The sequence below is a fragment of the Paenibacillus sp. CB74 genome, from assembly GCF_055687625.1.
In genome coordinates, this window is the sequence record NZ_CM146009.1 from 5,926,478 (window position 1) to 5,950,979 (window position 24,502).

At 47.1% G+C, this 24,502-nt stretch carries 17 protein-coding genes; 12 read left to right on the top strand and 5 right to left on the bottom strand.

Going from position 1 to position 24,502, the window contains the following annotated elements; genetic code table 11:
- Positions 1–182 precede the first annotated feature (182 nt).
- The 7 genes from ACX9NY_RS26125 to ACX9NY_RS26155 all read left to right on the top strand — a co-directional run bounded on the left by ACX9NY_RS26125 (position 183) and on the right by ACX9NY_RS26155 (position 10,412).
- Entirely contained in the window at positions 183–1,730 is a 1,548-nt protein-coding gene (locus ACX9NY_RS26125; RefSeq protein WP_472475940.1) for a response regulator, read from the top strand.
- Between the two features lie 237 nt (positions 1,731–1,967).
- On the top strand, positions 1,968–2,933 hold the full coding sequence (locus tag ACX9NY_RS26130; protein ID WP_339238325.1) for an ABC transporter permease: 966 nt from the start codon (positions 1,968–1,970) through the stop codon (positions 2,931–2,933).
- Between the two features lie 15 nt (positions 2,934–2,948).
- Positions 2,949–3,818: a carbohydrate ABC transporter permease gene (locus ACX9NY_RS26135; protein WP_105600198.1), complete on the top strand. Its 870-nt coding sequence runs from the start codon at positions 2,949–2,951 to the stop codon at positions 3,816–3,818.
- Between the two features lie 27 nt (positions 3,819–3,845).
- The gene (locus ACX9NY_RS26140; protein ID WP_339257744.1) at positions 3,846–5,495 is read left to right on the top strand and encodes a type 2 periplasmic-binding domain-containing protein; all 1,650 of its coding nucleotides are present in this window, start codon (positions 3,846–3,848) and stop codon (positions 5,493–5,495) included.
- A gap of 92 nt (positions 5,496–5,587) precedes the next feature.
- Positions 5,588–7,345 carry a sensor histidine kinase gene (locus tag ACX9NY_RS26145; protein WP_339257743.1) on the top strand — a complete coding sequence of 586 codons (1,758 nt, stop codon included), beginning with the start codon at positions 5,588–5,590 and terminating at the stop codon, positions 7,343–7,345.
- On the top strand, positions 7,342–8,631 hold the full coding sequence (locus ACX9NY_RS26150) for an ABC transporter substrate-binding protein (protein ID WP_472475943.1): 1,290 nt from the start codon (positions 7,342–7,344) through the stop codon (positions 8,629–8,631). Before ACX9NY_RS26145 ends, ACX9NY_RS26150 begins: the two co-directional genes overlap by 4 nt.
- A 200-nt stretch (positions 8,632–8,831) precedes the next feature.
- A complete protein-coding gene (locus ACX9NY_RS26155) occupies positions 8,832–10,412 on the top strand; it encodes a hypothetical protein (protein ID WP_472475945.1) in 1,581 nt (526 codons plus the stop codon).
- Between the two features lie 90 nt (positions 10,413–10,502).
- On the opposite strand, the gene ACX9NY_RS26160 is transcribed toward ACX9NY_RS26155, so the two are convergent.
- The 3 genes from ACX9NY_RS26160 to ACX9NY_RS26170 form a co-directional block, all read right to left on the bottom strand.
- On the bottom strand, positions 10,503–12,215 hold the full coding sequence (locus ACX9NY_RS26160; protein WP_472475947.1) for an ABC transporter ATP-binding protein: 1,713 nt from the start codon (positions 12,213–12,215) through the stop codon (positions 10,503–10,505).
- Positions 12,216–12,294: 79 nt separating this feature from the next.
- Positions 12,295–13,323: an ABC transporter substrate-binding protein gene (locus ACX9NY_RS26165; RefSeq protein ID WP_339257739.1), complete on the bottom strand. Its 1,029-nt coding sequence runs from the start codon at positions 13,321–13,323 to the stop codon at positions 12,295–12,297.
- A gap of 110 nt (positions 13,324–13,433) precedes the next feature.
- Positions 13,434–15,080, bottom strand: coding sequence for an ABC transporter substrate-binding protein (locus tag ACX9NY_RS26170; RefSeq protein WP_472475950.1), 1,647 nt, complete (start codon positions 15,078–15,080; stop codon positions 13,434–13,436).
- Between the two features lie 542 nt (positions 15,081–15,622).
- On the opposite strand from ACX9NY_RS26170, the gene ACX9NY_RS26175 reads away from it, so the two are divergent.
- The 3 genes from ACX9NY_RS26175 to ACX9NY_RS26185 all read left to right on the top strand — a co-directional run bounded on the left by ACX9NY_RS26175 (position 15,623) and on the right by ACX9NY_RS26185 (position 21,022).
- Positions 15,623–16,612 carry a LacI family DNA-binding transcriptional regulator gene (locus ACX9NY_RS26175; protein ID WP_342571253.1) on the top strand — a complete coding sequence of 330 codons (990 nt, stop codon included), beginning with the start codon at positions 15,623–15,625 and terminating at the stop codon, positions 16,610–16,612.
- Between the two features lie 162 nt (positions 16,613–16,774).
- Positions 16,775–20,167, top strand: coding sequence for a GH36-type glycosyl hydrolase domain-containing protein (locus ACX9NY_RS26180; protein ID WP_472475952.1), 3,393 nt, complete (start codon positions 16,775–16,777; stop codon positions 20,165–20,167).
- Positions 20,168–20,398: 231 nt separating this feature from the next.
- Positions 20,399–21,022, top strand: coding sequence for a class I SAM-dependent methyltransferase (locus ACX9NY_RS26185; RefSeq protein ID WP_472475954.1), 624 nt, complete (start codon positions 20,399–20,401; stop codon positions 21,020–21,022).
- A 77-nt stretch (positions 21,023–21,099) separates the two neighbouring features.
- On the opposite strand, the gene ACX9NY_RS26190 is transcribed toward ACX9NY_RS26185, so the two are convergent.
- The gene (locus ACX9NY_RS26190) at positions 21,100–21,429 is read right to left on the bottom strand and encodes an MFS transporter (RefSeq protein WP_472475956.1); all 330 of its coding nucleotides are present in this window, start codon (positions 21,427–21,429) and stop codon (positions 21,100–21,102) included.
- 219 nt (positions 21,430–21,648) lie between these two features.
- A complete protein-coding gene (locus ACX9NY_RS26195) occupies positions 21,649–22,848 on the bottom strand; it encodes a methyltransferase domain-containing protein (protein WP_472475958.1) in 1,200 nt (399 codons plus the stop codon).
- Between the two features lie 260 nt (positions 22,849–23,108).
- On the opposite strand from ACX9NY_RS26195, the gene ACX9NY_RS26200 reads away from it, so the two are divergent.
- Positions 23,109–23,609 carry a GNAT family N-acetyltransferase gene (locus ACX9NY_RS26200; RefSeq protein ID WP_472475960.1) on the top strand — a complete coding sequence of 167 codons (501 nt, stop codon included), beginning with the start codon at positions 23,109–23,111 and terminating at the stop codon, positions 23,607–23,609.
- Between the two features lie 27 nt (positions 23,610–23,636).
- Entirely contained in the window at positions 23,637–24,425 is a 789-nt protein-coding gene (locus tag ACX9NY_RS26205) for an SDR family oxidoreductase (protein WP_472475962.1), read from the top strand.
- Positions 24,426–24,502: the final 77 nt, after the last annotated feature.

The window sequence follows — 24,502 nt, forward strand, 5'->3', positions numbered from 1 at the left end:
CTTTAGAGAGACCAGCTTCAATTGCCGGCTAGTGAATGATTTTCACGATGAGATGAGAAAGGACTGTTCAGAAATCAGACTTGTTATCGTTCAATTCCATGTCATTCCATGTGCTCCCCTCTATTTGTGCATAATGCTCATATAATAGAATGGATCTGGTTAAAGGCAGGAGGCTGCATACGATGTACAAGGTTTTGTTGGTCGATGATGAATTTATGATCTCGGACGGGATCGCTAGTGTTGTGAACTGGTTGCGATTAGGAACAGAGCTGATCGGCATTGCTCAAGATGGATTGGAAGCGCTTGCTATAATCGATCGGCAGCGCCCGGATATCATCATCTCGGACATTCGCATGCCGGGAATGGATGGGTTACAGCTGGTTGAAGCTGTGGCAGAGAAGTATCAGCATATTTCATTTATCATGCTCACGGGGTTTACGGAGTTTGAATATGCGAAGACCGCCATGCAGTATGGGGTGAAACATTATTTGCTCAAGCCCTGCAGTGAAGAACATCTCGTCGAGGCTATCAGTGAATTGGTCAGTGAGAAGCGGGAGTTAACTGATCAGGAGCGTTTTGTACAATCGATCCAATATAATCTGGAGCGTGTACTGCCGCATGCCAAGGAATATTTTCTGAAAGAACTGGTGACCAACAGAACTTATGGGGTCAAGGAATGGAAGTATTTCGAGGAATTATTCGATGTACAGTTTCAGGATCAGCGTGTGCGGTTGCTGCTGGTAGAGATTGAGGGGGATCATGAGTACTTGCACTTGTTCGCGGTCAAGAACATTGCCGAGGATATTTTTCACAATCCGATCTTAAGTACCACGGTTGGAGGTCATGTGTTATTGATGATGGAGGACAAGTTGTCTGAAACACAGTTGTTCCGTAATATCGATGAGATTCGCACCACATTTACCCGATATTATCATGATGATCTTACGATTGCCCTGAGCGAACCAGGAGATCTTCCACAGGCGCGGCAATTGTACATGCAGACGCTGGTTTACCTCAATTACCGTTTCTACCTTGGTGAGGGCAGTCTTATTATGGAGCGGGATGTCTACTCCCCCGGGGAGCGTACTCTTCCCGAATTCGAATATGATCCAGAGCGGATGGCTACTGCGATGAAGGCTGGACACTGGCAGGAAGTCGGAACAGAGCTGAACCGGATGTTTCAGATGCTTGCCAGCTTGCGATACGATATATCCCAGACGAAGTCCTATCTTATTCAAATATTTATGGAAATGATTCGACTCAGCGGCTCTGCCGAGATGAAAAGGTATATGGATCAGCTGCCGGGCATGATTGAATCCAGCACCCTGCACTCTTTTCAACAGTTTCTGCTTGCCGTTGCCAAGGAAATCACGCTGCGCCGCTACGAACAGCACCGCTCCAGACAGTCGCAGATGGTGGGCAGTGTGAAGCAGATCGTGGAGAAGCGTTACAGGGACGAAACTCTGACGCTCCAATCCATCGCCGGAGAAATATACATGAATCCAGACTACATTGGCAAAATGTTCAAAAAAGAAACCGGTGAGAAATTTACGAACTATGTGTTAGGCTACCGCATTCGCAAAGCGTTGGAGCTTCTGGAGCAGGACGGGACCTGCACGGTATCCTCGCTTGCCGAACAGACGGGCTTTGGTGCCAACTGGCCTTATTTTAGCAAAATGTTCAAGAAATACACGGGCTTCTCCCCCTCCGAGTATAAAAAAGTACCCTAGACAGCGATGCTGTCGCTTCTACATAGTGTCCTGTATATCCGAATCCACATGCGACTCACATCTGATTTATGATCACACCCTGTGTGCCAGTCAACGGCAGCAGGGTCTTTTTTTGTCGGACGGAACTCGGTTTTGAACATGCATTTAACGGAAATGAGCATGGGAAGAAAAGCCGCTCGATTCTATCATTAGAAGTGTCAAGTGAATGAATGAACATCGAGAGTGGAGGTTGAGTGGATGGAGCTGAATCGAAGCCGGGGGATTGAACCTGGGCGTTTGAAGCCAGCAGGCAAATGGAGTTCGGTGAAAAAGGAGCTTGTACGCAACAGATACGTATATCTGATGCTCGTTCCTGTTGTAGCCTATTATCTGATTTTCAGCTATGGACCGATGTACGGGCTGCTGATGGCATTTCAGGAATCCTACAGCCCGATCAAAGGAATCTTGGCAGGCGAATGGGTCGGATTTGACAATTTCACGATGTTTTTCGAAAGTTATTATTTCTGGCGACTGATTAAGAACACGCTGATTTTGAGTTTTTACAGCATTGTGTTTGGTTTTCCAGCTCCGATTATCCTGGCCCTGTTACTGAACGAAGTTCGTAAAAAGTGGTTCAGAAGCACGGTGCAGACGATCAGTTACATGCCGCACTTCATCTCGGTTGTCGTTGTGGTTGGAATGTTGAAAACGTTCTCATCTCTGGATGGCGGACTGTTCAATGTCATTCGTGACTTTTTCGATCTGCAGCCAATCATGTTCTTGGCGGAGAAGGATATGTTCCGTCCGATGTACATTCTGTCCAACATATGGCAGGGGGCAGGATGGGCCTCAATTATCTTTTTGGCAGCACTTAGTGGCATTGATCCACAGTTGTATGAGGCTTCCAAAATTGACGGTGCAGGCCGCTGGAGACAGCTGTTACATATTACACTGCCGGGCATCATGCCAACGATTGTGATCATGTTAATTCTGCGCATGGGGGCGGTCATGAATGCTGATTTTCAGAAAATATTGCTGATGCAAACGGCACCGACCTATGAGACATCCGATGTCATCTCCACCTTTGTTTATCGATCCGGAATTTTGGAGGGGAACTATACGTATTCAACCGCCATCGGGCTATTCAACGGTGTCATTAATTTCGCGCTGCTCATCATCGCAAATGCGATCAGCAGAAAGCTTAACTCAACCAGTCTCTGGTAATTGGAAGGTGAAGCGATGAAACAGTCTATAGGGGAACGAGTTTTTGATGTATTCAATACACTGCTGCTCTTGGTCATCATGATTTTATGCTTTTACCCGATGCTGTACGTGTTCAATTCTTCCATCAGTGATCCGGATCAGATGCTGCGTTCCCGGTCATTGATGCTCATTCCTGAAGGTTTCCAGCTGGGAGCGTACAAGTCGGTATTTCAGGATACTCGCATCTATACGGGATATATGAACACCTTGTTCTATGTTGTGGTGGGTACAGCCATCAATCTGCTCATGACTTCGCTGGCAGCCTACGGGTTATCACGCAGTGATCTGATGGGCAGAAAAACGTTGATGAAATTAATTACGTTCACGATGTTTTTTGGCGGGGGTATGATTCCAACTTTTCTGCTGATTCAGAATCTGGGCATGGTGGATACCCGTTTTGCGCTTATTATTCCGGGTGCCATCAGCACATTCTATTTCCTTATTATGAAAACAAACTTTGAGGGCATTCCGATCAGTCTGATCGAATCGGCGAAGCTTGATGGTGCCAATGACTTTCTGATTTTGTTCCGAATCGTACTGCCTTTGTCAAAACCAATCCTGGCGGTCATGATGCTGTATTATGCAGTTGACCATTGGAATGATTACGTCGGGCCAATGCTCTATCTACGCAGTCAGGAGTTATATCCGATTCAGATTATTATGCGTGATATTCTGATCAGCAGCAGTACGGAGGCCATGGGTGCTGGCGCCGATACCGGCTTCGCCATTGGGGAGAACATCAAATATGCGACCATTATTATCTCCACACTGCCGATTATGCTGGTATATCCGTTCATCCAACGTTATTTTGTTCAGGGCGCTTTAATCGGTGCTGTGAAACAATAAAAAATGTATCCTATGGAGGCGAATTACGTGAAAAAAAGAATGGGGTCCATCCTGTTGTCATCATTACTTACCATGTCTTTGCTGGCGGGCTGTACGGGGGATAATGAACCAGGTAACGCAGAGCCAGCAGAAGGAACAGAACCTGCGGTTCAGGCGTTGACCGAGATACCGCTGCCGATTACAAGTGAGCCATTTACCATTGACTACTGGCGCGCCAATGACGCCAAACTAACGGCTTCCTTGAACAACTTTGGCGATATGGCCGCTTACAAGGAAAAAGAGAAGTTGACGGGCATCCAAGTGAAGTTCACACATCCTCCGCTTGGACAACAGCGTGACCAATTCAATCTGTTGATCTCCACAAAAGAGCTGCCGGACGTTATATATTATAACTGGGCCGATGCGGTTGGCGGACCGGAAAAAATGATCAAGGACGGCCGGATCATCCGATTGAATGAATTGATCGACAGTTATGCACCGAACTTGAAGCGGATCATTGAATCCGATCCGGATGTGAAGAAGCAGATTGCACTCGACGATGGAACGATCTATATGTTCCCACTGCTGAAGCTGGATGCGTTGAAACTGAATGCCACTTCCGGTTTGATTATGCGCCAGGACTGGCTCGATAAACTGAATCTCAAGGTACCTACCAACATCGATGAGTGGTATACGGTACTCAAGGCATTCAAGGAACAGGACCCTAACGGCAATGGCAAGCCAGATGAACTGCCATTCACCGGAAACTGGGGACCGGGCAACCTGACCAAGCTCCATGATTTTGCGGCGGCTTTTGGTGTCATTGGTGGCTTCCAGTTGAATGGAGACAAGGTGGAGTTCGGACCAATTCAGCCGGGCTACCGTGATTTCCTGGAGACCATGGCCAAGTGGTACAAGGAAGGGCTGATTGATCCCGAGATCATGACCAATGACGGCAAAGCGTTCGACTATAAGGTCACCAGCAATCTGGCAGGCGCATATCAGGGCGGTGTATTCAGTGGTATGGGGAAATACTTTAATCTGATGAGAGATACCGATCCGAACTTTAACCTAACCGGTGTACCGTGGCCCGTATCTGCGGATGGAACTTCGTATGCTACCTTTAATCTGGAGAATAAGGTCCTAAGTTATGGTGAGGCTATTACGGCTTCTGCAGACGAAGATAAATTGAAATATATTGTGCAGTGGATGGACTACAACTATAGCGAAGAGGGTAGTGATCTATTCAACTTTGGTATCGAGAATGACAGTTATGTTCGGGACGGAGACGGTGTGAAATTCACAGATACCATCATTGATAATGCAAACGGTCTGACGTATGATCAGGCATTGGCTTCCTATGCTTTGTCCATTATGGACGGTCCAATCAATCAGGATAGCCGTTACCTGGATGCCTTATTATTTGACGACGGACAGCGTGCAGCGAATGCGGAATGGATGAAAGCAAGCTCGGCCTTAACACTCCCACCAATTCGCTTGTCCACAGAAGAGGTAACCACAAGTACGTCCATCATGAGCCAGGTGAATACGTATTTGAATGAGACGATGACAGCCATCATTAGCGGACAGAAACCAATCACTGAATTTGACAAGATGACCGACACCATCAAGAGCATGGACATTGAGCGGGCGATTGAGGTTCATCAGGCGGCTTATGACCGATATCAGTCCAAATAAACCGTGAGACATCGAGCGCTAAAACTTTGGGAAAACCTTCCTGTATGTGATATACCTAGTAGTATCACGTGGTTCAAAGGAGCGCTTTGGTCATGACAGCCTACCGCAAACTCAGCATCAAAATGAAAATGTTTCTGATGATCATGGTCATGATGGCGTTTATCATCATCCTGGCGTTTGGTTCCTTGTACTATACGTATTCGGTGTATGACAAACAGCTGTTTGATAAGTCGTCTCGTCTTCTGAACCTTTCCTCGTCTACAGTGGATGTTGAACTTCAAAAGTTGGAAGCGTTATCACTGAACATGATCTCTGATACACAGATTCAAAGGGCCTTGAAGTCTTTGCTGGATGATGATAGCGCATATTCAAGCTTTATTGAACGGAAGAAGATCACAGATCGGCTATGGGAGCATATTAGTGGGGCTGCACGATATGTGCAGTCCGTTCATCTGATTGATTCCAGAGGAAGAGTGAATAAATATGGCGAAACACTAACCGTATCCCCTGAAAAATATGATCGGATGATTGAGGCGGCGGAGCAGGCTAATGGTGCGGTACGCTGGCTGTACCCGGATGACGATGACCCGATGCTGGTTATGGTGCGTCAGGTGCGAGCCTACGAACCGATGACCCTGGAACCGGTAGGCATACTGTTTCTGCGTATTAATATTGAGCGACTCGTTGAGGAGTATGCGGGCATGGACAGCCGGGACAGTGACATTATTTTAAAAGCAGGCACTGAGGTGGTCTATCCTTATCGCCAGCTTCCAGATGCGGTGTCCGCAGGACTGAATCCTCTTCCAGGCAGTGGAGGATATGAGGTCAAAAATCTGGATGGGAGGGAGATATTCCTTTCCCAGAAAAAATCCGCCTATACCGGCTGGGTTTATTATAATATGGCCTCTTATGATGAGATTTTTGAACGTATCATATGGTTGAAAAATAGTCTGATTGTCGTATATCTTATCGCCATTCTGGTTGTCCTCGCGCTTGGTATGGTGTTCGCACGCAGTCTGACAAGGCCGATCAGGCAGCTCATCAGTCAGATGAAGGAGGTTCAGTATGGGGATCTGGAGAATATGGATGCCAATCTGTCCATTCCAACACACCAGCACATGGATGAACTGGGGTTATTACAGCGTACGTATCGAATGATGATTACACATATCAATACATTGATCAAAGAAAATTATGCAAGCCAGCTGGTCATTAAAGAAACGGAGTTTAAGGCGCTTCAGGCGCAGATCAATCCACACTTTCTGTATAATGCGCTGGATTCAATCCATTGGCTCGCCAAAAAGAACAGGCAGGAGCAAATCTCCAGTATGGTGCTGTCACTCGGGTATTTACTGCGCTCCTCCATCAGCTTCAGGCAAAATATCATCACCCTTGCCGAAGAGCTGGAGATCGTCAGCCATTATATCACCATTCAGACCTACCGTTTCCGGCAGCGGCTGGATTTTCGCTTGGATGTGCCCGCTCCTTATCTGGAATGTGCCATTCCCAAGTTAACCCTACAGCCATTACTGGAGAATGCCATTCAATACGGATTGGAACCACAGGTTGGATCATGTCTGATTCGAGTGTGTGCCGAGATTTCAGGTGGCAAGCTGGCCCTGATCGTGGAGGATCACGGTCCCGGTATGGAACCCGAATATGTGGAACAAGTGCTGCGTGGCGAAGTGAAGACCAGAGGAACAGGTATTGGTTTGCTGAATATCAGGGAGCGGGTACGTCTGGCTTTTGGCGAAGAATATGATGTTCTGCTGGAGAGCAGGCCGGGGCTTGGAACGAGAGTAACGGTGCTGCTGCCACCCCCATCACCAGGTAAGGAGGATAGGCCATGAGAAGATTATTGCGATCCATAGGCATGATCTGTCTTCTGCTGACTCTTCCTGGCTGCGTGAGCCAACTGGATCAAAGGCCAGGCATGATCGTTGACGAAGAGCCGATAACGCTGCGAATCGCTTGGTGGGGTGGGGAGTTTCGCAACAATGCAACAATCGCCGTTATCGATCTGTATGAGAAGTTGAACCCACATGTAAACATTGAATACGAATATAGCAGCTTCAACGAGTACTGGAGAAAACTTGCCCCACATGCAGCAGGCAATGCGTTGCCCGACATTATCCAGATGGACATCTCCTATCTGTCCCAGTACAGCTCGTTGCAACTGTTGGAGGATATGACGCCGTACATGCAGAACGGACTGATTGACACGACAGATATTGAGAAGAAACAGCTGGAGAGTGGTAGCCTGAATGGCAAAACCTATGGTCTCAGTTTGGGGGTTAACGCCATGCTCAGCATCTATGATCCGGAAGTGTTGAAGGCCAATGATATTGAATTGCCAACGGATACGTGGACATGGGCGGATTTTGACCGTATGGGCGAGCAATTGCTGGGGAAAGGCATTTATCTGGGAACTTATTTCACGCCGGAACAGTTTTTTGCGTATTACTTGAGACAGTATGGTTCCAAGCTATACGCCGAGGATGGCAAGAGGTTGGGTTATGAGGATGATGGATTGTTTATTGATTACTTTGGCAGGATGCAGCAGCTCGCGGAGAAGAAACTTATTTTTGCACCGGATATCTGGACATCCGACATTGGCCAACCCGACAACGACCCGTTTTATCTGGGAGAGGCTTTGTTTAGCTGGGGGTATTCCAACCAATTTATCAGCACCACTCAGCGTTATGGCAAACCCTTAACGATATCCCCGATGCCTGGGCCAAACAGCCAGGATGGGTTGTTTTTGAAGCCAGGCATGTTTTTCTCCATCGCGGGCAATTCCAGACATAAGGAGGAGGCGGCCAAGTTCATCAGCTTCTTCGTAAATGATTTGGATGCCAATCTGTTGCTGAAAGGAGAGCGGGGTGTGCCTGTCTCATCCCGTGTTAAAGAGCGGATGAAGCTGGTGGTTGAACCAGAGCTGGCGCAGGTGTTTGATTATATTGATTGGGTTGCCGATCACAGCAGCCAGATGGACCCGCCTGATCCTGTAGGTGCACCCGAGGTCACTGCGGTGCTGCGGGAGTTGTATGATCTGCTGTTGTTTGGCAAAATTACACCTGAGAAGGCGGCGAAAATTTTCCGTGAGCGGGCAAACGCAATTCTGGGTGGAAAGTGATAAAAATGGACTAGATCATATATGTATTTAATAGACTTGGAGCTGTTGTCGTTCACAAGCTCAACCTTCATTCTACTCGGATGAGGGTTTTTGTTATGGTATGGTGTATATTTCCTCTAGTATAATGAAAATGGGTAGTGGTCCTATCTGTAGATTAGATAGATTCTATCCATATATTAATGGATGAGGAGTGTCAGGATATGTCCATACATCAGATAGGTCACAAGGTGTCTTTTGCAGATATACATACGAAGTTGCCTCAGAAAAGTTGGATGTACACTCAGAATGAAGCGCACAACGGTGAATTTGAAGCCGAGGAAGTATGGTTACATTCTGGTGATCTTCATATCAGTGAACTGTTGTTGGATGAAGGACCTTTCTTGATCTTGGTTGACGGAAATCTTACAGTGGATCGTTATATTGGAAATACAAGTTCCGACGCGGCCAGTTCCAATCTGGTTGTACTTGGGAATCTCATAACGCCCTATATGATCGTGGGTGGGCAGGAAATATATATTACAGGTAATCTCTATGTGGAGGATATGTTCTGGGGGGATTATAACCATGGAGAATTGACAGTGAGAGGGAATGTAGAAGGTGGATTGCTGGTAAGTACCGAGCAATATAAGATTCAGGTTCAAGGACAGCGTAATGTGAAGCGTCAGCTTGAAGAATGGGAGGATCTCGGACCATGGCGGGGCTCTGACATGTTGGCGTTATTGGTTCCTGAATGTGTGATTGATGAAGATACAGAGCCGTTTCCTTGGCGAGAAGAAATGTTAAGGAGGCTGCAGCAAGGACAGCCTGTAATCAACCGAAAGTACATTCATGCTGAACAATCAGAGCCAGATGTGCCGGATTGGTTCGAAGATCATCGGGTTACCGCTGAGAACATAGAGCGTCTTACTCATCCATCTTTGTTGCCTGTAAGAGAGGAGGATGAGTTACTGAACAGCTATGAATTTTGGTTGGACGAGCAATTTTGCCGAGTATCGGTCTATGGAGATGAGCATACGGAGGGGTATTTCCGCAGTCTGTATTTTCAGGATGACCACAATTGTGCATTGTTGCTTAAGATGGAGCCATCAGATCAAGGTTCCAACTCTCCTGATAAACATATCGTACAGCAGGGTAAACCTGTCTGGATGATCTCAGGGGCATATCGTTATCTGCACAATGAGAATTCGGAATGGAATGTATTCTCGGAGAACTCACCTGCTGATATTCAGCAGTTAAACGAGCAAGGATGGAATACCTTGCTGCAGTCTGTATCGAATGTTCAGTATGCCCGTTCCTTAATTTCGCACCAACTGATCCATGATTTATTAGCACTGCCTGTCGTGGAGCCATATGACGATTATTATGATGATGATCGGCACGGACTGTGGATTGGAGAGTTATATTTTGCATTTCGACAAGCAGGTCAGATGTCTAATGGTGTTCCCCAGCCAGCCATGCTACGTATTGGAAGAGAGTATGTGGATGCTCAAGGGGAGACGCAGGTGGAGAAATACTATTATACTCTGCACCAACATGCAGACGGCTCGGAAAGTGTGTTGATCGAATACTCGGCTCAGAATAACGAGGATGAGGAAGAAGAACCGTTGTTGCTTGAAATTCATTATATTGGCGGCTCTCAGTTACTGCATGCCGTTCAATTGCTGGAACGTGGACGCAAAGTGCTCATTCAAGCGAATGAGGATCTACTGAATGGGGAGCCACCGTACGCTGCTGAATCATTTGCGAAGCGATTCTGGAAATCAAAAGGATATCTGAAATGAATAAAACAACCTTCACCTCGTTTGCAGAGGGAAGGTTGTTTTACTCTTTATTTGGTTTTTTCGATGGTTGCTATTGTTAGGGCATGCTACTTAACCAAACTGGGCTTGATGCAGTCGGCTGTACGAGCCTTTACGTGCGAGCAGCTCTTCATGACTTCCTTGTTCAGCAACGCTGCCGTTCTCCACTACCACGATGCGATCCGCATGTCTAATAGTTGCTAGTCGATGAGCAATCACCAAAGTTGTACGTCCCTGAGCTAGCTCGGACAAGGCCAGTTGAATGGCAGCTTCCGTCTCGGTGTCGAGTGCGGAGGTGGCTTCATCCAGAATGAGGATAGGCGGGTTCTTCAGGATCATTCTTGCGATGGATAGACGTTGCTTCTGTCCGCCGGAGAGTTTTACGCCACGTTCACCAATCATGGTGTCCAGTCCATCTGGCTGGGATTGTACCAGTTCTTCCAGTTGGGCCCGGCGAATGGCTTGCCAGATTTCGTCATCGGAAGCATTCAGCTTGCCGTATGCAATATTTTCACGAATCGTTCCGTCAAACAGGAAAATATCCTGCTGCACAATCCCGATATGGGAGCGCAGTGATTCCAGCGTCATGTCCTTCACGGGAATGCCATCAATGGAGATATGTCCTGCATCCACATCGTAGAAACGTGGGATCAGACTGCATAGCGTCGTTTTGCCTCCTCCTGAAGGTCCAACCAGAGCAACTGTCTGACCTGCCTGAACATTAAGGTTGACCTCAGACAGCGTGGGTTTATGTTCTCCATAAGAAAAGGTGACGTTATGAAAGGCAATATCGCCTTTCACATCCGAAATTGGTTTTGCCTGTGGTGTATCTTCTACATCCGGTACAGCTTCAAGCAGCTCCAGATAACGTCTGAAACCGGCGATGCCTTTGGGATACGTCTCAATGACGGAGTTAATCTTCTCGATTGGTCCGAGGAATACATTGGATAACATTACAAAAGCGATGAACTCCCCGTAAGTCATACTTCCTTGGATGACAAACCAGGTTCCACATACCAGTACAAACAGGGATACAAATTTCATCAGAATGAAGCTAAGTGAAGAGTTCCAGGCCATAATGCGGTAGGTAATTAGTTTGGTGAGTCTGAAACGTTCGTTGTTCTCAACGAAACGGCCTACTTCATGCTTTTCATTGGCAAAAGCCTGTACCACACGGATGCCGCTCACATTGTTCTCTACCCGTGCATTATAATCGGCGATATCTGCAAACATGCGCTTGAACGCTTTGGACATTTTGCGACTGAAATACAATGACAGGTAGATCATCAGCGGCACAATGATAAACGTCATCACAGCGAGCTGCCAGTTGATCCCCAGCATAATACCGAAAGCCCCGCCGAGTGTCATGAAGGCAATGAATAAGTCCTCAGGTCCGTGATGCGCGATCTCACCAATATCCATCAGATCGTTGGTCATACGGGAGACCAGATGCCCGGTCTTATTGTTGTCGAAGAAGCGGAAGGACTGCTTCTGTACACGTGTGAACAGTTCTCTACGCATATCGGATTCGATGTTAATACCGAGCTTATGGCCCCAATAGGTGACGGCATAATGGAAAAAGGAACTGAGCAGGTAGATGCCGAGCAAAAAGGCACATGCCGCCAAGATCATGGACCAATTGCCAGCCGGAAGCAGTTGATCGACTACCTGGTTAACGGCAAGTGGAAAGGCCAGCTCGAGCAGCGCGGCGGCGATGGAACAGGAGAAGTCTAATATAAAGAGCCTTTTGTAAGGACGATAATAAGACATGAAACGGCGAAGCATATGTAAGTCCTCCTTGATATGACACAAATGCCCGAGCAGGCTAAATCAGCCTGTCCGGACACCTGTATTCATGCTTATGTTATTTGCGGTTTTGCTCCGCACGTTCTACGATCATATCGGCGAATTCTTCAGCCTGACCTTGAATTGCAATCGGGTCGAAGTACCAGTAACGGTCTTCCAGCAATTCGTACACCTGATTGTTTTTCACAGCCGGCAGGGATTGCCAGATGGAGTCGCCTTGGTAATTTTTATTGTTCTCTCCGACGGTCAAGAAGATATGATCCCCTGCATAATCACCAACAACTTCACGCGAAATCTCTTTCCATTGGGTGTCACCCATCAGTTCTTTTTTGGTGATTTCGAGTGGGGCAAGTTGCAAAGCACTGTAGACCGCCTGTCCGCCTCGACCAAAATTATCTCCATATCCATAATAACTCTTGTCAGATACTTCAAGGATGGAGAAGGTTTCCTCCGGTTTGATGACGGTTTTCACCTTGGCACGAGCGGCTTCGATCCGTTCGTCGTACGTTTTCAGCCAAGCTTCGGCTGCTTCGGATTTGTTCATCAGCTCTCCGAATCCCCGAATTTCGTCATGTACATTGGTGAATGTACCATAAGGAATTACTACGGTAGGTGCGATCTTTTGATAACTCTCAATTTCACTGGCTTGGTCAGAGTAGGTAATGATCAGATCCGGGTTCATGGCAATGACCTTCTCCATCGATACCGCTGCCCGATCACCGATACTTTCAATGCCCTCCACCTGATCCGCATAGAACGGGTTTTCCAAATAATATTGAACAGCACCAACGGGCTTCACGCCCAGCGCGAGCAGATCACTTACGTACATATCGGTCACGATTCGTTTCGGTTCAGCCGGAATTTCAACATCCCCACTTAATGACTTGTAGACTCGCGTAGCATTCGAATTGTCCGAACCGGACGACGTGTCTGTGTTCGTCTCCGAAGAGGCCGTTGTCGTTTCAGCTCCCGTTGCCGATGTCTGTTCGGTGGCAGTGGAGCCCGTTCCGCTGCTACAAGCAGCCAGAATCATAATGATGGCAAGCATAAGCAGCAAGCCGGAAAATCGTTTTTTTGCAGCAAACATATCCTTATTCCCCCTATGTATAATCAATAATGATTATTATTCTCATTAATAACATAGAGGAAGACGTGAGTTTTGTACATGGACAACTATGATCACTATCGCATGGACAATTATGATGTTAGGTGATGCATGATATGCTGCAATTGCTTCATAACGGACAAAGGATCAAATCCGTAGAACGTGTCGGCATCGATCTCGTATACACGTCCTTCCCGAACGGCGGAGAGGGTACCCCAGAATTCCTGATTCAGCAGGTTATCCAGCTTTTCTCGCTCGGAGGGTTCCTCAGGGTAGGCAACAAACATGTGATCTGCTGCATACAAGTGAATCTCGGATAACGGAACATGAACGTACCCTGTCAGTAACTGCCCATCCTGCACCATCTGTGAGGGTGGGGTGAAACCAAGGGATTGATACAGCACATGGGAAGCTCTGCCCCAGCCATGACCATAGATATAAGCGCCGTCCTCTCCGATCATAAATATGCAAACGGCGGACCCGCGTGTTCCTTCCATCCATTGATCCAACGTATGATTGGCTTCTTGCTCAAGTTGATGATAACGATCTAATAACCCCCGTGCATTGGATTCAAGCCCGGTAACTCGTCCCAGATGAAGAAGCTGCTCCTGCCAATCGAGTTCCTCAAAGGGCATCAGAATGGTTGGGGCGATTACACGTAGTTCATCTGAACCGGGATGTGGTGCATATCCGATAATGACATCAGGATGAGCATTTGCAATCAGCTCTGGATGTTTAACCAGCTCATATTCGGAATGCTGCTCAAATGTTTCATGACCCTCATGACCAGGTTCACCACATTTATCTTCCATCCAGCTTGCTACCGCTCCCATGTGAGGAGTGTGGCCCAGTGCCAGAAGTGAGGCTGTATAGTTGTAAGTCAATGATACAATCTTCTTGGGCATTTTCCGATAGTGAGTTGGTGCTGAGCCAACCATCTGTTTGAATTTTCGGCTTAGATAGAACGTGTCCCTGTAGCCTGTCAATTGTGCAATTTCCTGTAGCGTAGGATTCGCGATCAACAGATGCTCTTGGGCCATCCTGATTCTGAGACGAGTCACATATTCAACAAAAGTAAGACCAGTATGTTTCTTGAACTCCCTCGAGAAATGCTCGGGACTCACATTGGCATCTCGTGCCAATTGTTCGCGGGTCAGCGAATGTGTATACATCTGATGGATATGTCTGAGCACGTTATCGAGCCAGGAGTGATCTTCAGGAGCAGAGTGGGTCACATGATCTTGCAAGATGTCCAGTAACTCATAGAACAACATATGTGGCCTGAAAGGACTGGAATCCTGACCTTTCGAACAGGCTTGGACCAGTTCTACTGCCTTGTCAGCGAGATTGCGGCTCACAATGGGGGCTGGTAACCCGAAAGGCCAGGACAGATGATCATTTTCAGTGGAATCAAATGCAATCGCAATGCCCTGTATGGGCGACAGAGAGCCGCGCTTGTTCTCGTGCTGAAGCAGGTTTTCGGCTTGCCGAACGACTGCGGATCCTGCATTTAATGTGAGTTTTCCCTCTGCACTAATTATCCTGGCCTGACCAGCGGTAACAACGTATAGTACATGAAGTGTGTTCCACATTTCATCTATGCGGGAGAATGCCTCGCGGTCGTGAAGCTGCACCAGATGACACAGCTTGAACAGGGCAACCGGTACAGACTGAATCTTCTGCAAGGAAATGGAGCGGGACAGCGATTTTTGATGATACGTGGGCTTGGAAATATTCATTAGATAACTGTCTCCTTACATATGTCAGCAGGGGCATAATTCGATTCATGCCCTTTGTATACTGGCGTAATTCTCGGATCTCGACTATTATGCAGTATATACTATAAATGAAGTGACGTGGATGGACAGATTGGACAATTCAACTTTTTCTGTGAAAAATGGACAAAGTGGTTGAAATCGCTATCAACACCGACTATAATGAAAATGTCGAAACGTTTCAATCTGGCGTTTACTGCCAGTTTCATTGCGTTAGGCATAAACTGTCCAGAGCGCGTCAGATTGAAAGACGTGTCATAACCATCACGAATGGTGTGGACAATGGTACGGACTGGAACGGGACACATTCAACCATGGTGCCGTAAGGATGGAGACAAGGATTTTTTTTGAGAACACCTCGAAACGTTTCGATTGACATCCATAGCTATGATATGTATAAAGATTAATAAACGATAATACAGGATGAAGTGGTTGTTCCAACCATGTATCGTATAAAATGTAGATAACCTTAGAATTTGTTCTAGTTTAGAAGGAGCGAACGTGGAATGGCAACGATTAAGGATGTGGCAAAGCTGGCAGGTGTAGCACTCTCGACTGCTTCCTATGCGCTGAGCGGGGATAGCAAGGTTAGTGCCAAGACCAAGGCTAAGGTGCTTGAGGCAGCACGAGAACTGAATTACCGCAAGAACGGCTTTGCCATGGACCTGAAGCGGAGCCGGACGAACACGATCGCTTTGATCCTGACCGATCTGTCGGGCCCGTATTACTCGGAGTTGATCCGTAGTGTACAGGATGTAGCCCTCACGAATGGGTATGACCTGATTGCGTGCAGCTCCATGGGTGGACGGGATTCAACGGCAGTGAGATTTTTGCGTGAAAAAAGAGTAGACGGAGCCATCATCCTGGCGCATAACATCCATGATGATATTCTGGTGGAATCTGCCGGACAGCGCTTTCCGATCATTGTGATGGATCGTCAACTGTCGAGTGACCATTTGGTCAACGTGCTGGTGGATGGAGAGCAAGGCGGTTATCTTGCCACGCACCATCTGATCCAGTCTGGACATCAGAAGATTGCTTATATCAGTGGCCCATCCAACTCGTATGACAACGCACTCCGTTACCAAGGGTATCTGCGAGCGATGCGGGAAGCGGGACTTGAAGAAAAGTCCAAATGGCGTCTGAATGGCAACTTTGTGCGTGAGGGTGGATACAGTGCAACCAAGATGATGATGATGCAGGGCGATCTTCCCTCAGCGGTATTTTACGGTAACGATGAGATGGCCATTGGCGGCCTGAAAGCCTTGGAAGAGCGTGGTATATCGGTGCCGGATGACATTTCCGTGATCGGTTTTGATGATATTCAGTTGTCGGAATATGTTCGTCCACCGCTGACAACGATACGCCAGCCGAAGCATGAAGCCGGGTCGCTCGCCGGACATCTGTTATTCCAGATGCTCAATGGCGAAGCGGTTGACCCTTCATATACGTTAACGATTAATCTGATCGAGCGCAGCTCTGTACGTTCGGTTTAGGCCGAGTCTGACAACCAAGGAAATGCCTGCATGCTGAAGTGAAAGTTCAATGATGGGGTTATCGTCCGGACGGGCTGTAAAAGGCCGGTTTGAAGAGGCCCCTATTCTTTTTCAGATTTATCGAAACGTTTCGATCTTATACTAATTCAAGGAGTGAACCCTATGACAACGATGATTAATGAACCGATCCGGTTGAATGCCGGGGAGTTATCCTTTACCTTTTTGAACAGTGGCGACCTATACCAGGCTACATCTGGTACAACAATGTTGAACCAGTTGCTCAGCAACCAGATTGATGGATCTCTGAACAACCTGTACCTGCGTGTACACGAGGGAGAGAACATCAGCTCGTTCCCGTTGCTCGGTGTACGTTCGAATAGCAAAGTAATTACAAGCAAAGCACAGTCCAACAGCCAGTTGATCTGGGAGGGCACAGTCCAGCCGAAAGGCAGTGAACAGGGTATCGGCTATCAGGTCGTATTTACGGCTACACCACAAGGTGTTTGGTTCTGGGATGTGAAGCTCACTGGACAACAACAAAATGTAGATGTGGTATATGGACAGGATGTGGGTCTTGCTGATCCAGGTGCGGTACGCAGCAATGAAGCTTATCTGTCACAATACATTGACCATACGGTGTTCCAAGATGAAGCGAAAGGGTATGTGGTATGTTCCCGTCAAAACCAGCCTCAGGGCGGTGCATTTCCGTATATGCAACAAGGTTCCCTGACGAAAGCAATCGGTTATTCCACAGATGGATTCCAATTCTTCGGTCTGTCGTACAAGGAAACGAATCAACCAGAGAGCTTGAATCGCCCAACACTTGCGAATGAGACGTATCAGTATGAATTTGCCTATACCGCATTGCAATCGGAACTGCTGAATCTGAACGGAGAGGCTCAAGTGGTCTTCTATGGACTGGCGAAGCCTAATCATGCCGAAGGAATCTCTGCACTGGAATTCGGAGATGAAGTTACAGCAGCTTGGAATGAAGTACAGGCTCTGACTGTGGAAAATGGCGACGTGTTGGAACAGGTGAAACTGTCCTCCTTCCTGGGTGAACCTCTGGTAACGCTTGATCTGACGCAAGATGAGATTCATGATCTGTTCCCTGATCGTCATCAGGAAGAGCACAACGGTGAGGAATTGTTATCCTTCTTCACAGGCAGCTATGAGCATATCGTACTGAAAGCAAAAGAATTACTTGTGGAGCGTCCGCACGGTCACATTCTGATGAGTGGTGGCAACGTGCAACTTGGGGCACAGGTTATTACAACGACATCGTATATGTACGGTATTTTCAACTCACAGCTCGTTATTGGGAACACCAATTTTAATAAAATGATCAGTAATGCCCGTAATGCCTTGAACGTGCCGAAGACGGCAGGACAACGCATCTATGTGGAAATGGACGGACAATATCGCCTGCTGACAATGCCATCCCTGTTCGAGATTGGCTTCAACTATGCACGCTGGATCTACAAAACCGAATCCGACACGATCATCGTGACCAATTACACAGGTGCACATTCGACGGAAGTAAGCATGAACGTACGCTCCACAAGTGGTGCGGCATACCGTTACCTGGTAACGAACCAGATTACGATGAATGTGAATGAATACGAGTATCCGCTGCATATGACGCAGGATGGCGATACGTTGATCTTCAAAGCTGACCCACAAGCGATTAGTGCCGAAACGTATCCGGATCTGCAATACCGTATGTCGGTGGATGGTGCGACTGTAAATGTAGGTGACGAAACGTTGCTGGCAAGTGGTATCCGCAGTGGTTCCGCATCGCTGGTTACACTTAGTCTGGAAGCGAGTACTGAATGGACGCTGAAGGTACAAGGGGTACTGGAAGGCCAAGCGAACAGCGGAGTGGCAGCAAGCTCAAGTCTGACTTTTGAAGAGGAAGTGCAGGCATATCGCGAGTTCTTCGCAGGTGTGATGAACGGGTTCCGTTTGTCCCGTGGAGAAGGTCAGAGTGCAGAGGATCTGTTCAAAGTGAATGCGCTGGCTTGGTGGTACACCCACAACATGCTGGTTCACTACTCCGTACCTCACGGTTTGGAGCAATACGGCGGCGCGGCATGGGGTACACGTGATGTATGCCAAGGTCCGGTGGAGTACTTTATGGCAACGCAAAAATATGAGCAAGTTCGCGATATCATTAAAATGGTCTATACTCACCAATACGAAGATGATGGCAACTGGCCGCAATGGTTCATGTTTGATAAATACTTTGCGATTCAACAGGAAGAAAGTCATGGCGACATTATTGTATGGCCATTGAAAGTATTGGCGGACTACCTGACAGCAACTCGCGATTATGCAATCCTGGATGAGAAAGTACCTTATACCGTCAAGCATAGCTTCGGGTTCACGGAAGAGACAGCAACGGTACTGGATCACGCGAAAAAAGAGATCGAATATATCCGTTCGCACTTCCTGCACGATACGTTCCTGTCTTCCTACGGAGATGGCGATTGGGATGATACGCTCCAACCAGCCAATGCACAGCTGAAGCAATACATGGTGAGCAGTTGGACGGTGGCATTGACGTATCAGTCCGTGAACGTGCTCTCGCAAGCGCTGAAATTCAAGGATGCAGACTTTGCGAAGGAGCTTGACGTACTCGCACAAGGCATTCGTGAGGACTTTAACCGTTACATGCTGGGCACAGATGTGATTCCGGGCTTTGTGTACATGGAAGAAGCCGACCAAGCGAAGCTGATGCTTCATCCAACGGACACAGAGACAGGCATTCAATATCGCCTGTTGCCAATGACGCGCAGCATGATCGGTGAATTGCTGAATGCGGAGCAAGCAGAATCGCATTACGCATTGATCCGTGAACAGTTCCTGTGCCCGGATGGCGTGCGTCTGATGAATCGTCCGGCTCAATATGCTGGCGGTGTAAGCACACACTTCAAACGTGCAGAGCAAGCATCCAACTTCGGACGTGAGATTGGTTTGCAATATGTACACGCCCATATCCGTTACGTGGAAGCGATGGCGAAGCTTGGCAAGACAGATCAGGTATGGAATGGTCTTGCGATGATCAACCCGGTTGGCATCGGAGAGGTTGTGCCTAACGCGGAGATTCGTCAAGCGAACTCGTACTTCAGTAGTTCTGACGGCAAGTTCAATACGCGTTACGAGGCACAGGAGCATTTTGACCAGCTTCGTAAAGGGACTGTACAAGTGAAAGGCGGATGGAGAATCTACTCCAGCGGCCCTGGAATCTACATGAACCAGCTGATCTCCAATGCGCTTGGCATTCGTCAAGAGGGCGGCGATCTGGTCATTGACCCGGTATTGCCAGCTGAGCTGAACGGCATGCAATTCGAATTCGAGTATGCAGGTGAGCCAGTGACATTTATCTATCACTTGAACGAAGGTGCTGTGAGTCGTGTAGCGGTGAATGGCAAGGACATTCGCACCGAGCGTACAGCGAACCGTTACCGTCAGGGCGGGGTTTGCATCTCGCTTGATGAGTTCAGACAGGCACGCAGTGCGACTGAGCGCACAATCGTTGATATTTATATGTAATACTATGTAAGTTGTAAAGGTGATCTATCTCTATACGATCTATCTTAAAATGCATCCTTTAGAATGCTCATTGGATTCTTCTTTATCCAATGAGATACTGGGGGTGCTTTTTATATTTTTTGTATTAGATAACAAAGGTAAACAATTCTTTTTTGTAGAATTATATTTTAGTATTAATCTATTGCAGTTTAGTTCATGGTTGTAAAATTCCATCACAAGGGGGGATCGTTAATGGGGTCTTATTGGGAAGATAGATTTGAAATGGAAGGAAGAATTTGGGGAGATTTACCTAGTGAAATGGCATTTAAGGCAATATCACTTTATAAGCAGTTTAATATAAAAAAAGTACTCGTTTTAGGAGCGGGATATGGGCGGAATACCAAGGAACTATCTAACTTTTTTGATGTAGATGGAATTGAAATTTCGTCAACTGCCATCAAACTTGCACGGGAATTTGATACTAAATCTAACTTTATTCATGCTTCCATATTTGATATTGAATTAGAAGAGAGATATGACGCTATATTCTGTTACAATCTTCTTCATTTATTCAAGCAGAACGAACGAGATTTAATCATAAACAAATGTATTGAACTTCTTAATGACAATGGAGTAAGCTTTTTTTCTGTATTTTCAGACGAGGATAGCAACAATGGAAAAGGAAATCAGATTGAACCCTGTACATATGAATATAAAAAAGGGAAGTATGCTCATTTTTTTACGGAGGATGATTTAATGGAGCACTTCAAACACTTTACCATTTTGGAGACTGGCCATCTCAAAGAGCAACTTTTTTATACACATCAGAGTAGCACGTGGATTAGCTTAAGATATATTAGTACTCTCAAGAAATAATTTAAGATGTGGCTATCACTTGAAAAATAATAGCTAAAAGGATGGCATTATAATACAGTGCCATCCTTTTAAAGTAATCAAAAAGAATTATTGTGCTCGATTTTGGTTGTATTTCTTTCGAATTTAATACGATAAAATACAGTACCGATCAAAGTTAAAAAAACCATGGTAACGAAAAGCCCCGATCCACCAAGCTGATTCAATAAAAAACCACCTAGAATTGGTCCTATGAATTTTCCGAAATACAAGAATGATTGAGCACCGTAGTATGTACCTCTTAGATGATCTGGTGCTATTCTGTCTACCATAGCACTGGCAGCAGGGAAATATAGAATTTCTCCTACTGTGAATACAAATATAGATATAAGAAGAAATACTAAATTAGGGGAAAAGCGCTTTAGAAACACACTATGTATTCATAGAAAGGTTTCCACGATATTTATTTCAGCATAAAAATCACGGAAGACACCGCGGGAAAACTCAAAAAAACTCCACTATTTTCATCATGGTGGAGTCTTTTTTTATACATAAGAAGGAGACGTACTTTGAAGCGTTTTGTGAGAGAGAACACATTGTCCTAATGTAAATCTATTTATTTCATTTGTACGCTCTTGGTGTTTCGATGTTCACCGCAAAGGCACTGCCAGCAACGTGTGCAACAGCTCATTATGCTGCACATGCTTGGTGACGTACCCCTGTTGCTCCAGCCATCCGCATAGCTCACCCAGCAGAGGGAAGTGACGGTCACGCAAGGCGCGCAACTGTTCTTCGTGTCCAGATAATTCAGCTTCACGGACATACGCCTCGCGGTGAGCAGCATTGACAAACATCAGATCCGTTAGACCGATACGTCCGCGCGAGGTTAGAACTCGCTGCATCTCCTGTAAGGCCAGTAGTTGCTGATCTGGACTCAGATGATGGAAGGCGAAGCTGGATACAACAAAGTCAAAGGATTGATCCGCAAAAGGCAGAGCCAGAAAATTACCAAGCTTCACCTGCATCTCGGGATATTTGGTACGACATCTGCGCAGCATCTCCCGGGACTGGTCGATTGCAGTCATGTCTGCGCCGCAACGTAGTAGTTTTCCTGCGAGATTACCCGTGCCTGTACCGATATCGAGTCCTTTCTCGCCTGGGGCGGGCGAGATCCATTGAGCTGTCTGTTCCAGTCCCTCATCATAGTTGTGATACAGGTAAAAGGAAGACTGCACCGTATCATTTGAATCACTCGATGTGGACTCATCTGTATTATGATATGGATGTGAAATCTCATGCTGATCGTTTATAGGCGAGACGTTGTCTGAACGATGCCTGTCCTCTGAAAAGGATTGCCTCGCACTGTCCCTGTGTCCACCCTGCACTCGCTGATCATGGACGGCTGCTTGTGTGTCATAATTCCACCGATCATGCCAGTTCTGCCGTGCTTCACGCAGACGCCGCGCACTGTCCGCAAGATCGTGCAGATGGCTGACATCCAGCGGTCCGTCCTGGCGATTCAGATCAATCATACGCTGGGTTGTATCCATCATACGTTTCAGTTCAATCCATTGGGCATACATGACGGCCTGTTGCAGCTCCAGATATTCTTCCAGCCGCTGCTGATTCCCCTGATCGATCTCTCCGAGCGCGTGTGTAATATCCTGCAGAGACATGCCAATCTCACGCAGCGCAGCAATGGTTTGAAGCCGCCAAATATCATTTTCTGTGTAGGTGCGATACCCGTTAGTGGTCTGTTTGGCGGGTAGAATTAATCCTTTTTCCTCATAAAAACGAATGGCTCTCGCCGATATCCCGAGCCTGCTTGCTGCCTCTTTGATATTCATCATGCGTCCCCTCCTTATCGAACCAGTATAAACCATGACGTTACGGCAAGGTTAAACGTTTATTTCATTTCATTATGCGAAAAGGTTCAAACCCGGTTGGAATTTTAGTCAACGTTGAGGCTATGCTACAATATATAGAACAAAGCCAGTTAGACAGTGTCGCTAACGAATCATGGTTTCCTAACTTCTAACTCATCACTCGCTTAACTTCCGGCGTTGTAACGTACAGCGTTGTCGACTATAGCACGAAAGGTTGAATCATTATGCTTACCAGCCATACATGTACGATTCGTCCATCCGAGATTAAAGATGCAGCACAGCTCATGGAGTTGGACACCCTGGTATGGGACAAATACACCTCTCCTGCACCGATGCAATGGCGCTCCAGACAGCAATACCTGCAGTATTGTCCGCCAGGCAGCCAATTGATTGCGGTGCAGGGAGAGCGGGTATGTGGTTATGTGGGCTTTCAGCCAGCGACAGGTATGCCCGTCAACCGTCACGTTTACGAGATTCATATTGCAGTTCATCCTCATGATCGGCGTTGTGGTATCGCTACTGCTTTGATGGATGCTATCAAGCAGCATGCGGCCCAACAAGGCGTTCGTAAGCTCAGGCTGCGTGTACTCTCCAGCAATCCGGGAGCGATTACGTTTTATACCCAGTGTGGATTTGTGACGGAAGGCAGGTTGGTGTCCGAGTTTTATATCGGCGGCAAGGATGTGGACGACATTCTTATGGGTTATTTTATCCAGACCAAATAGAAATGTAGCTGAGGAGGAGGAACAACGATGGACATGGGACTTCAAGGTAAAAAAGCACTGGTGCTGGCTTCCAGCCGCGGGCTGGGCAAAGCGGTAGCCGCTCAATTGGCAGCAGAAGGTGCTGACGTCATGCTCGCCAGCCGGAGCGAAGAAAAGCTCGCAGCCGTGAAGCAGGAGCTTCTGGCGCTTGGTGGTGGTGGACGTGTGGAGTATTGTGCAACCGATGTGACACGTAAGGAAGATATTGAGGCGCTGATTCACAAGACAGCAGAGCTGTTCGGGCAGATTGATATTCTGGTAAACAATTCGGGTGGTCCGCCATCGGGTTCATTTGAGTCACTGACGGATGAGGATTGGGAACGTGCATTTGAATTAAATGTGCTCAGTTATGTAAGGCTGATTCGCGGTGCTCTTCCTTATATGAAAGAACACGGAGGACACATTGTGAATATCGCTTCAACTTCCGTAAAGCAGCCCATTCCGGGTCTGGTGCTGTCCAACACGTTCCGTACCGGCGTTTTTGGATTGGCAAAGACGTTATCCCAAGAGCTGGCTCCATACGGAATTTTAATCAACACGGTGGCGCCAGGACGTATTGCCACAGACCGCATTCGTGAGCTGGACGCTGCACGGGCAGAGCAGAACGGAGTCAGTGAGGATGAAGTCTCCGAACAGTTCCGCAAGGAGATTCCACTCGGCCGTTATGGTCAACCAGAGGAGTTTGCCAAAGCGGTGGTGTTCCTGTTATCCGGGGCCAATACGTACATCACCGGAACCTCATTGATCGTGGATGGTGGTATGGTCCGAGCCCTCTAAGGAAGAAGTTTGATCGACAGATTTAAAGTGATATGGAAACGGATTGCGATATCAAGACAGAGCCCCTCCTTAATGTC